Source organism: Natroniella acetigena, assembly GCF_023227745.1.
Lineage (GTDB): Bacteria > Bacillota > Halanaerobiia > Halobacteroidales > Halobacteroidaceae > Natroniella > Natroniella acetigena.
On sequence record NZ_JALKBX010000070.1, the window covers coordinates 1 to 11,816 of the forward strand.

11 protein-coding genes are annotated in these 11,816 nt (G+C 35.4%); 1 reads left to right on the forward strand and 10 read right to left on the reverse strand.

The window, feature by feature from the left end; all coding sequences use genetic code 11:
• Nucleotides 1-118: 118 nt before the first annotated feature.
• The 5 genes from folE to MWH25_RS11660 form a co-directional block, all read right to left on the reverse strand.
• Nucleotides 119-682, reverse strand: a complete 564-nt coding sequence (gene folE / locus MWH25_RS11640) for a GTP cyclohydrolase I FolE (protein WP_248627820.1) — start codon at nt 680-682, stop codon at nt 119-121.
• Nucleotides 683-734: 52 nt separating this feature from the next.
• Nucleotides 735-1,490: an aminotransferase class IV gene (locus tag MWH25_RS11645; protein WP_248627821.1), complete on the reverse strand. Its 756-nt coding sequence runs from the start codon at nt 1,488-1,490 to the stop codon at nt 735-737.
• Nucleotides 1,480-2,829 carry an aminodeoxychorismate synthase component I gene (gene pabB / locus MWH25_RS11650; RefSeq protein ID WP_248627822.1) on the reverse strand — a complete coding sequence of 450 codons (1,350 nt, stop codon included), beginning with the start codon at nt 2,827-2,829 and terminating at the stop codon, nt 1,480-1,482. The genes MWH25_RS11645 and pabB overlap by 11 nt, the downstream gene beginning before the upstream one ends.
• On the reverse strand, nt 2,813-3,409 hold the full coding sequence (locus MWH25_RS11655; protein WP_248627823.1) for an anthranilate synthase component II: 597 nt from the start codon (nt 3,407-3,409) through the stop codon (nt 2,813-2,815). Before MWH25_RS11655 ends, pabB begins: the two co-directional genes overlap by 17 nt.
• 251 nt (nt 3,410-3,660) lie before the next feature.
• The gene (locus MWH25_RS11660) at nt 3,661-3,897 is read right to left on the reverse strand and encodes a hypothetical protein (protein WP_248627824.1); all 237 of its coding nucleotides are present in this window, start codon (nt 3,895-3,897) and stop codon (nt 3,661-3,663) included.
• Nucleotides 3,898-4,039: 142 nt separating this feature from the next.
• On the opposite strand from MWH25_RS11660, the gene MWH25_RS11665 reads away from it, so the two are divergent.
• Nucleotides 4,040-5,230, forward strand: a complete 1,191-nt coding sequence (locus MWH25_RS11665; protein ID WP_248627825.1) for an amidohydrolase family protein — start codon at nt 4,040-4,042, stop codon at nt 5,228-5,230.
• Nucleotides 5,231-5,569: 339 nt separating this feature from the next.
• Here the strand turns inward: MWH25_RS11665 and MWH25_RS11670 are convergent, their stop codons facing one another.
• The 5 genes from MWH25_RS11670 to MWH25_RS11690 form a co-directional block, all read right to left on the reverse strand.
• Complete coding sequence (locus MWH25_RS11670; RefSeq protein ID WP_248627826.1) at nt 5,570-7,516, reverse strand: TRAP transporter permease; 1,947 nt, start codon at nt 7,514-7,516, stop codon at nt 5,570-5,572.
• Nucleotides 7,492-8,028: a DUF1850 domain-containing protein gene (locus tag MWH25_RS11675; protein WP_248627830.1), complete on the reverse strand. Its 537-nt coding sequence runs from the start codon at nt 8,026-8,028 to the stop codon at nt 7,492-7,494. The genes MWH25_RS11670 and MWH25_RS11675 overlap by 25 nt, the downstream gene beginning before the upstream one ends.
• A gap of 40 nt (nt 8,029-8,068) precedes the next feature.
• On the reverse strand, nt 8,069-9,031 hold the full coding sequence (locus MWH25_RS11680) for a TAXI family TRAP transporter solute-binding subunit (protein WP_248627827.1): 963 nt from the start codon (nt 9,029-9,031) through the stop codon (nt 8,069-8,071).
• A 559-nt stretch (nt 9,032-9,590) separates the two neighbouring features.
• Nucleotides 9,591-10,559 carry an ABC transporter ATP-binding protein gene (locus MWH25_RS11685; RefSeq protein WP_248627828.1) on the reverse strand — a complete coding sequence of 323 codons (969 nt, stop codon included), beginning with the start codon at nt 10,557-10,559 and terminating at the stop codon, nt 9,591-9,593.
• Nucleotides 10,560-10,572: 13 nt separating this feature from the next.
• Nucleotides 10,573-11,562 (reverse strand): ABC transporter ATP-binding protein, encoded by a 990-nt coding sequence (locus tag MWH25_RS11690; RefSeq protein WP_248627829.1) that lies wholly within the window; start codon nt 11,560-11,562, stop codon nt 10,573-10,575.
• Nucleotides 11,563-11,816: the final 254 nt, after the last annotated feature.

The window sequence follows — 11,816 nt, forward strand, 5'->3', positions numbered from 1 at the left end:
TAGATTGTCTTCACAATACTAGGCGATACTTTTCATATCGCAACAGATCACACCATAATTGTAATAAAACTTCACTTTAAAGTTAGACATCTATATTTATTGCTAATTTTTACGACAACTATTTATTATTAATCAAGGACATTACTTCATTTCTAGCAGCAGTATCTTCAGTAAATTTACCTCTCACTGCTGAAGTTATCGTCTTCGTTCCAGGTTTTTTAACCCCTCTCATCGTCATACACATATGTTCAGCCTCAATCACTAATACTACACCATAAGGCTCTAAGACTTCCATTATATTATCTGCTACAGTCTTAGTCATCCGTTCTTGTAGTTGAGGTCTTTGAGCTATTGTTTCTATAACCTTAACCAATCTTGACAGTCCAGTTACCCTACCATCCTTAGGAATATAAGCTACATGTGCCTTCCCAAAAAAAGGTATTAAGTGATGTTCACAGATTGAATAAAAACTTATATCCTTTAATAATACCAACTCTTCATAATTTTCATCTTCGAAATGAAGCTCGAGCATCTCTTTAGGATCTTTTTTTACCCCAGAAAAGATCTCTCCATACATCTTAGCTACTCTTTCTGGAGTATTTCTTAACCCCTCCCGTTCAGGATCTTCACCTATTGCCTCTAAAATATCTCTAACGGCATCCTCTATCTTCTTCGTATCCACTCTTCACTCATCCCTTCTAAATTTTAAGTTATATTATATTTTTCAGAGAACTTTAAAAACTATACACCTTTCCCTTAAAATACTGATTAATTTGAGCAAATAATCGATTATCTTCTTCATATGCTACACCTTCAATCTCCTTAACTTTGATCAAATCTACCAAACTATTAGTAGCAAAAGCAGCTTGAAATCTATCCAATTCAGCTAACTTAATTTCAGCCAACTCGACTTCTATTCCTAACTCCTTAGCTACCTCGATTACCTTACCTCTGATTATTCCTGGTAATAAGCCTAAATCACTCTTAGGAGTTACTACTTTATCTTCCTCAATAAAGAAGAGATTAGTCATCGAACCTTCTAATACTAGATCCTCTAAATTAACGAATAATGCTTCATCATACCCTTCTTTCAATGCTGCTCGTTTAGAGTACAGGCTGGCAAAATAATTAGTAGTTTTATACTGATATAAAGCACTCTGTCCTCTCTTTAGCGGGGCCAACATCAATCTATAACCACACTGATAGTCCTCTTCTTGATAAGGAATCTCACGCGTAGAAAAGTTATACCCTTCATCACAGACTGTAATCCGTAATGCCTTCTTGTCCATTCCTTGAGCATAATCTAATATCTCCTGCTCTAAATCTTGCTTACTAATCTCAAGCGGAATTTCCAAATCAGCAAGGCTATCATATAATCTATCTAAATGTTCCTCTAAAAATATAACTCTACCATCAACCACCTTCATCGTTTCAAACAACCCTACACCAAATTTAGCCAACTCACTGCTAAAAGAGATTTTATCCTTCATAATAACCCCTCACAGCAGCCATAATCGACTTGGCTTTATCAAGAGTTTCATCATACTCCTCACTTGGATCAGAATCCCAAGTTATTCCACCACCAACTTGGAAGTAAATATCGTCATCTTTCTTGACAATAGTTCTGATCGCTATATTCAAATCGAGACTACCATCAAATCCAAAATAACCGATCGAACCTGTATAAAGATTCCTCTGAGTCGGTTCTAACTCATCTATAATCTCCATCGATCTAATCTTAGGCGCTCCTGTAATCGAACCACCGGGAAAGGTTGCTTCGATCAAATCAATTAAATCCTTATCTTCTTTTAACTCTCCTACCACTGTAGCTACTAAATGATGTACATTAGCATACTCCTCTAATTCAAATAGCTCAGGAACTTTAACCGTCCCCGTTTTAGAAATTCTTCCTAGATCATTTCTTTCTAGATCAACGATCATTAATAACTCAGCTCGATCTTTTTCACTATTATATAACTCTTCTTTAAGTCTCAAATCTTCTTCAGGAGTCTCACCTCGTGGTCTAGTCCCTTTAATCGGCCTCGTTTCCACCACCCGATCCTCAACTTTAATAAATCTCTCTGGTGAATTAGAAAGAATATCAACCTCAGCAAAATTCAAAAAAGAACCAAATGGAGCTGGACTGATCCGTCTTAAATCACGGTATAATTCATAACTTGACATTGTTACTTGACCTCTAAATCTCTGCGTCAAATTAGCTTGATAGATGTCACCAGCCATAATATAGTCCCTTACCTGTTCAATTGCCGCTAAATAATCCTTTCTGGAAAAATTAGACTCTATCCTGGTTGGGGGATAATCCGACTGTTGATAACAAACAGCTGGCAGTCCTTCCTTCTCCCCTGCTTCAATTCTTGCCAATACCTCTATCATCAATTCTTCTTCTTTAGCTGAATTGAGGTCTGGTGTAGCTAAGTAAGTCTTCTTCTCAAAATGATCGACTACCAAAACCCAATCATATAACCCAAAATAGAGATCGGGTACTTTGACATCATCGACCGCTGTTCGTGGTAAATCTTCTATATAATGGCATAAATCATAGGATAAATAACCTACCGCCCCTCCAACAAATGGCAGTTCAGTATTATTTTCCACTTCATACTTAGCTAATTCTTGCCGTAATTCATCCAATGGATTTAAATCACTATTCTTATATTTTAAGATCTTAAATGGATTGGCACTTATAAAAGAATATCTCCCTAATCTATTTTCGTGTAAAGAACTATCAAGAATGAAACTATGATCATCATCCTTAAATAATGTATATAATTCGAATACATCTAAGTCTGTCTTAACTTCTTTGATCATTGCTACTTGCCCCTTTTGCTTCAATAATAAAATTCTCTAATAAATCATGTCCTTGCTCTGTCAAGATTGCTTCGGGATGAAATTGAACTCCTTCTAACAGATAATCTCGATGTCTAATCCCCATAATCTCTCCTTGTTCAGTCTCTGCTGTAATTTCCAGTTCTGATGGTAAGCCATCCCTTTCAACAACCAGAGAATGATATCTTGTTACCTTTAAAGGGTTATTAAGCCCCCTAAAGACCCCTTTGTTTTGATGCTCAATAGCATGTACCTTGCCATGAACAGGCTTCAATGCTTTGACTACCTTACCTCCAAATACATAAGCTATAACTTGATGTCCTAAACAGATTCCTAAAATAGGTTTTTCTCCTTTAAAATGGGTTACTATCTTTCTTGAAATTCCTGCTTCTAAAGGAGTACAAGGACCAGGTGAGATAACTATCAACTCTGGATCTAGCTCTTCTATCTCCTCAATCGTAATTTGATCATTTCGTTTAACTACTATTTCTTCCCCTAATTCACGTAAAAACTGGACTAAATTATAAGTAAATGAATCATAATTATCTATCATTAGAATCAATGGGATTCCCCCTACACCAACTTATTTTCAACATGTAAGATCTTTATCATGTATGTTAACTTTTTTTATTAATATTTATCTTGAATTTAAGGCTGAAGTTAAGTTTAAGCTAGCCATTAAAAATATAAAAGTTTAGCTCTTACTTAACCTTGAACTTAAACTAGATTATTCAACATTACTCATTATATCAAACTAGTTTCAGCTTGACAAATCTTTTAGAAAATTTAGGATATTCATGAGCTCAACAACATTTATTTATTTCTTTCAGAAATTAATATGTTGATTTTTCGTTCAAGCTCAACAAATTTTTCCCTATTCACCTGATAACTTCCTGCTTTGTGCAATAACATCTTAGCAGCAGTTATATCCCCGGCATCAATTTTTTGCTCAGCCCGGGCCAACAAAACTTCACCATCAGTCCTATTCCGAAACTTCAAGTAATATAAAAAAATCAAAACCATTATAATGATAATTCCAATCTGCCTCAAACTATCCCCCCTTCAAATTAAGAAGAAAATTTATTATAATAAAGATTAGACTAACCACTTTGATAAAGAGTTCGACAATCAGTTCTATTTTTCCTTGTACTATTTAATTTTAAACAAATTAATTAATAAAGGAGAGTCAAGCATGAAGATTAAACGAATTAGCTCCAATAAAAAATTAGCTATTCTGGCAGGAAAAATAATTGATGGAATCAGTAATACTCCCCAACGAAAACAAGCCATCATTATTGAGCAGGGTAAGATCAACAAAATCATACCACAAAAAAAGCATTTCAACCAAAATTTTAAAACTTACCAGCAACTTGATCTAAACAATTTCACTATCCTACCAGGCTTGCTAGATGCTCATGTCCATCTAGCATTGGATGGGGCCAACTTCAAAAAGACGATCGAAGAGTGGAAGTCACCAGCTAAGACTGAAGAGCGAATTACTAAACAGCTAAAAACTATCTTACATCAAGGAATAATAGCAGTTCGAGATGGTGGTGATCGGGCCAACATTGCCCTTGATTATCAGCAAAAAGCCGATTCTAACTTAAAGCCCAAAATCATCGCTACTGGTCAAGCAATCTATAAAGAGAAGCATTACGGCTCATTTTTGGGTACTGCTGTTAAGACTGAATCAGACTTAAGAAGAAAGATCAAAGAAATCTACAATTCAGGTAGTGCCCAATTAAAAGTTCTAGTCTCAGGAATTATTAGCTTCAGTAATTATGGAGAAGTAGGTGGGCTTCAATTCAATCAGCAGGAGCTAGAGCGAATAGTTGGATTGGCCCGGCACTACGGCTTAAAAGTAATGGCTCATGCTAGCTCCGATCAAGCAATCCGCCTTGCTATCAAGGCAGGAGTTGATAGTTTAGAACATGGCTATTTTATAAGTGAAGAATCATTAAAACTACTAGCTGAAGCTCAAATCCCTTGGATTCCAACTGTAGTACCAGTCGCCAATCAATTATTAGTAGCAGATGAGTATTCTCCAAACCAACAAGAAGTGATCAAAAAATCCTACCAGACCCAGCTTGAAATGATCGATAAAGCAGCTGAATTAGGGGCCAAATTAGGGATTGGTACTGATGCAGGAGCTTACCAAGTTAAGCATGGTCACTCCTTGTGGCAGGAGTTGAACTTATTCAATCAAACTTCATTATCACCTTTAAAAATTATCAAACTTGCTACTTATTCCAATGCCCAAATAGTTGGGCAATCAGATTTAGGGAGTATACAGCCAAATAAAAAACCCCATTTGATTGGGATTAAAGGAGATCCGCTTCAAGATCTTTCTTTATTGAAAAAGCCTGAATTGTTGATTTATTGATATTAAGCGTAACTTTTAAATTTATAATTTTAAAACATAAAACCTAAAATCAATTTCGAAGCGACTAAACATCAGCCTTTCCTCGACTGACTTTTTTTACTGTAAAAAAAGTCAGAAAAAAGCTAAAAAACCAGAGAAAAATTAATTAAAATCCTAAAATCCAAAACAGTCTAACCTGTAGATATAGGGCTTTTCAGAGGTCTCAAAATTTTAATTTTTTGACCTTTAATTGTAAATTGTACCTACAGGTCTTTATCAAGACCCTTCGTGAAAACCACAAAAACCGTATCCATTGTCAACTGTACATTATATTGTGGCACAAAAGTGCCACAATATTCCTTACGCTTCAGTCTCAACCGGTTGCTCTAATGACTTCCCTTGCATAAACCAGACTCCACCTAAGATAATTAAACCAACCAGATCTGCTAATAAATAAGGCGTTAATAAAGCTAACGCACCGACTAATAAAAAGAGTCGTTCTACTATATTAACTTCTCGTTTTAAATAACCTAGTATTCCTCCTGCTAAGGCAAAAACACTTATCATAGAAGTGATTACAATTAAAACAACTTCTAAAATATTAGTCTCAATTAATAACATCGCTGGTGAATAGGCAAAGACAAATGGAACCACAAAACCAGCAATCGCTAATTTAATCGCCGTAATTCCAGTCTTAAAGGGATTAGAACCTGCAATTCCTGCTCCAGCATAAGCTGCTAGTGCAGCTGGTGGTGTCAAATCTGCTACTACTCCAAAGTATAATACAAATAAGTGTGCTGCTAAGACTGGAACACCTAACTCTACTAAAGCTGGAGCTGCCATTGAAGCTAAAACGATATAAGTAGCTGTTGTAGGTAGTCCTTTACCTAAGATAGTACAAGCAATCATCGTATAGAATAAAGCTAAGAATAAATTCCCCTGAGCTAAAGAAATGATTAAGTTAGCAAATCTAAGACCTAATCCAGTCAAGGTAGTAACCCCTACTATAAAGCCAACACAAGCACAAGCAGCTGCTACACCTAAAGCAGATTTGGCCCCTTCTTCTAAAGTATCAACTATATCCTGCCAACTCATTCTTGTTTCTTTTCGTAAATAACATAATACAAAAGATAAAACAATCCCGACAAAAGAAGCCCTTAATGGAGTATAGCCACTGAACAAATAATAGAAAATAGCCACTAAAGGAATTATCATTTGGCCCTTTGTCTTTAAAACTTCGATAACTTTAGGAACTTTCTCTTTGCTCATTCCACTTAACCCTAATCTCTTAGCTTCAAAATGAACCATAAAACCAACTGCCAAATAATATAACAAAGCTGGTAAGATAGCTGCTCTTGCTATCTCCATATAAGGCACTCCAATAAATTCAGACATAATAAAAGCTGCAGCTCCCATGATTGGCGGCATTATCTGTCCACCAGTAGAGGCAGCCGCTTCTACTCCCGCTGCAAAGTAACCTTTATAACCTACCTTCTGCATTAAAGGAATTGTAAAAGAACCAGTTGTTACTGTATTAGCAACAGAACTTCCTGAAATTGAACCCATGAACCCACTAGAGATTATTGCTGCTTTAGCTGGCCCACCAGTCGTTCTACCTGTCAAAGCCATTGCTAAATCAATAAATAGATCACCCAATCCTGTTCTTTTAGCAAAAGCACCTAACAATAAGAATAAGAATACATAAGTAGCTGAAACCCCCAATGGAATACCAAAAATCCCCTCAGTTGTAAAGTACATATGGCTAGCAATTCTAGTAAGAGAATAACCTCTATGTCCTAACATCCCTGGTATCTGAGGGCCAAAGTAAGCATATAACAAAAATAATACAGAAATTGCAGGCAATTCCCAACCGATAGCCCGCCGCGTTGCTTCTAAAACCAAAATAATTGCAATTACTGCCATTACTCTATCTAGTGTAGTAAAAACTCCTGCTCTGCGAACTAATTCTTGATAATTAACAACTAGATAACCACTAACGATAACTCCTAAAATAGCTAATAGATAATCAAGCTTCCTGAACACCTTATTATCAGTCAACTGGTCATGAATTGGATAAATTAAAAAGATCAAAACTAAAACAAAACCTAAATGAACTGCTCGCTGCTTCAAGGCCAATAAAACCCCAAACCCTGCTGTATAAAGATGGAATAATGACATTATAACTGCAAGCACTGTCACAAAAATTGTCATGATTCCCTTATATTCTTTTAACTCACCTATAACTCCAACTTCTTCTAATAAATCTTCATCTACCTTCGCTTCTACATTAATTGGCTTGTCATCCATCTTAGTACCTCCCTCTTCCAAACTCTAATTTTTTTATCAGTTATAAGATCTATTTTTACTCTTTTTGTTGGCTCTACTATTTTATATAGTTCATATTCCTCATTCTCAATCAAGAATTTATGTTCAGTTTCATTTCCAATTAGCAATGAAATAGAATCTAACCTTTGGTCAATCTCTTCAATTTTAAATTTATCATCTTGAATACTATGATTATTTTTATCTGAGAAAGGCAAACCGGCTCCATAAGATTGGTATTCAGTCGCTACTAAATATAACTGTCCATCCTCAACTTGAAAAAACTCCCAAACAGGCGTTCCAGCTACCGAATGTAGATATCCAATTGCAAATTCAAATCCATCATGGCTAACAACTTCCCATCTGATATTTCCTGCTCCATCTTTAATTACTAATAATTCATCTTCTAATAAAAACAAACTGAATAGAATTATAATAGCTAATAATATCACGATTGATTTTTTAGAAAAAAGACCCATAAAATAATATCCGGACATTAAATTCAATGTCCGGATTCCTCCCCTCACTATCTAAAATTTATTCTACTTCATTAAAGTATCTTTCTGCTCCTGGGTGAAGAGGAATAGTCATTCCAGCTTGAGCTGTATCAATAGTAATCTCTTCTGCTCTATCATGAGCACTAATTAATCTATCTCGATTCTCAAATATAGTTCCAGTAATCTCATAAACTAAATCTTCTGGTAAATCTTCTTGGACAATCAATGTTGCCTGTAAAGCAACTGTACTTACTTCAGAATCTTGACCTCGATAAACATTAGCCGGAACTTCAACTCCAGTCAAATAAGGATACTTAGAATTTAATTTATCTATCTGCTCTTGACTAAAGTTCAACAAATCAATATCCTGTGTTGCAGCAACATCCATTACAGCTGCTGTTGGTGTTCCAGCTGTTAAGAATGCAGCATCAATCTGTCTATCAGATAATCTGCCAGCCGCTTCAGAGAATGATAAGTAATCTTCATCCAAATCATCATATGTAATTCCAAAAGCATTTAAAATTTGACTAGCATTAGCTTCTACTCCACTACCAGGAGCACCCACTGCTACACTTTTACCTTTCAAATCAGAAATTTCTTCTATTCCTGCATCGTCTCTAACTACAATCTGAATAACTTCAGGATATAAAGTTGCAATCCCTCTCATATTTTGTACCGACTCATCAAATTGCTGTACTCCATCGTAAGCATAACTTGCTATATCATTTTGAATGATCGCTATTTCAACTTCCTGATCACTAATCAATCTAACATTTTCAACAGAAGCTCCTGTTGATTGAGCAGAAACACTTAAGTTAGCCACCTCTTCATCAACCAAATTAGCTATAGCTCCACCAAGCGGATAATAGACACCTGCTGTTCCACCAGTACCAATTGAAAAGTATTCAGTCTGAGCTGCCTCCTCTGATCCACACCCCACTAAGCCTACTGTTAAAACTAATAATGCAACTACACATAAGATTACTTTTTTACTTTTAAACATTTTCACTACTCCCTTCTTCTTTATCAAATTCAATTAAAATTGCTCTCTAAAAAACAACAAATCATAACTTAAATACCCTCCTAATACATCTCAAACAATTGATACTTACTAAATCCTCCTTTCTATTAATTTCCAACACCTTTACTTCGTATTACAACTCTCTAGTTAACATCACTAAAGTTGTTACTGTCTCTATTTAGCACTGATTAATCTAAATAACATATGTTCACTATATTTTTTTACAATTACATGTCAATTTAATGTTAACTATTTACCTTCCTCAGAAAATTAAGAATAATAACATTTTTTAATTTAATCAAATCGATATCCAGTACCCAATAAATCTCATCCTCAATTTTAAAAATTCTTACTTATTATGACAATCAGTAGTTTGTGATTAATTTTTTTACAAAATTCATAAATTAATTTCAAAAAAACCTTCGGTGATTTATAATAAAATAATACAATTATAATATTATTATACAAAACTATCATCTTTATGTCAAGGTTTTGCAATCTTGCTAAAAACGATTTCTTAAATGTTTTTAGCTCTTCCTCGTCAATTACCTAAATGACAAGCTACAAAATGTTCCTCTTCTTGTTCTGCAAATTCTGGAACTTCTCTTCTACAAATATCCTCTGCAAATGGACAACGAGTATGAAAAGTACAACCACTAGGAGGATTAATTGGGCTTGGTACATCCCTCTCTAGAATAATCTTCTCCCTTTTCACCTCAGGATCAGCTACAGGAATAGCCGATAACAATGCTTTTGTATAAGGATGTTTAGGATCTTCATATAATTTATTCTTAGCTGTTAACTCGACCATTCTTCCTAAATACATCACAGCAACTCGATCACTAATATGACGCACAACACTCAAATCATGAGCTATAAAGATATAAGTCAGTCCCAACTCCTCCTGTAAATCCTTCATTAAATTAATTACCTGGGCCTGAACAGAAACATCAAGTGCTGAAACAGGCTCATCGCAGACAATCACTTTAGGAGCGACAGCTAAGGCTCGAGCAATCCCAATCCTTTGTCGTTGTCCTCCACTAAACTCATGAGGATATCTATATATATAATCAGGAACTAATCCTACTTTTTCTAATAATTCCTTTACTATTCTCTTCTTCTCTTTCCCTTTAGCTAAGCCATGAATCTCTAATGGCTCACCAATGATATTACCTACTTGCATCCGCGGATTTAAAGAAGCATAAGGATCTTGAAAGATCATCTGCATCTCTCTGCGCAGACTACGTAGTTCTTTTTTATTTAAAGAATGAATATCCCGCCCTTCAAATAAGACTTGCCCCTCAGTAGCATCTAATAACCTCAATAAGACTCGACCGGTTGTAGATTTACCACAACCTGACTCACCAACCAAGCCAATAGTCTCTCCCTTTTTAACATTAAAATTCAAACCATCCACTGCTTTAACTACCTCTTGTCGCTTATTGAAGAGGCCTCCTTTTATTGGAAAATATTTCTTTAAATTATTGACTTCTAAAATTGCTTCTGCCATCAACTTGCACCTCCTATTCTGCTTTCAAGTCTAATAAATCATGCTTCCAACAACGGACAATATGACCAGAATTAATCTCTTCTAATTGTGGTTCTTGCTGTTGACACTTATCAATTGCATAATCACAACGATTAGTAAATTTACAACCTGCTGGAAAACTGAATGGATCAGGCACAACTCCTCTAATTGGTTCTAGGTGATTAATATCTGCCTGCAATTTAGGTATTGAATTGATTAATCCAGCAGTATATGGATGTTGTGGATTCTTAAACAATGTCTTGACATCAGTCTTTTCTACAACTTTTCCACCATACATAACTGCCACTTCATCAGCTACTTCAGCAATTACTCCCAAATCATGAGTAATTAACATAATTGCAGTTTCAAACTCATCCTTTAAATCCTGCATCAATTCTAAAATTTGAGCTTGAATAGTTACATCTAAAGCGGTCGTAGGCTCATCAGCAATCAACAGTTCAGGATTACAAGCTAAAGCAATAGCAATCATTACCCTTTGTCTCATTCCACCACTCAATTGATGGGGATGCTCATGAACTCTCTGCTCAGGAGAAGGAATCCCTACCTTTTCTAGCATAACTACCGCCTTTTCTAAAGCCTGTTCCTTATTTAACCCTTGGTGTAATCTAAGCACCTCAGCAATTTGATCCCCAACAGTATAGACAGGATTTAAAGAAGTCATCGGCTCCTGAAAGATCATTGAGATCTCATTTCCTCTAATCTTTCTAATTTCATCTATAGATTTATCAAGTAGATTTTCACCTTTAAAGTTTATTTCTCCACCAACAATTTCACCAGGAGGATTTGGAATTAGCTGCATAATTGATGATGCCGTTACACTCTTTCCTGAACCAGATTCTCCAACAACTCCTAATGTCTGGCCTTTTTCAATACTAAAACTGACTCCCTCTACTGCTTTAACCGTTCCTTTCGATGTGAAAAAGTACGTTTGTAAGTCATTTATTTCTAAAATAGTATCTCCCATCTAGTTCACCTCCATTAATCTTTCATCTTTGGATCTAATACATCACATAATTGCCAGTTCAGGAAACCACTTTTAAGGACATAGCTTCCCCTCTAACTATCCTTGCCAGTCTAGGCCAACTTATTCTCCCGTCTTTCTGTGAACCTCTCCACCTAAATCAGAAACAAGATTTAGATAGAGCTTCTCCTACGAGTGGAAAAACCATTTCACTCTTCGTGGAGAAACCAACTGCTTTATACAGATTAAAGTTCAAT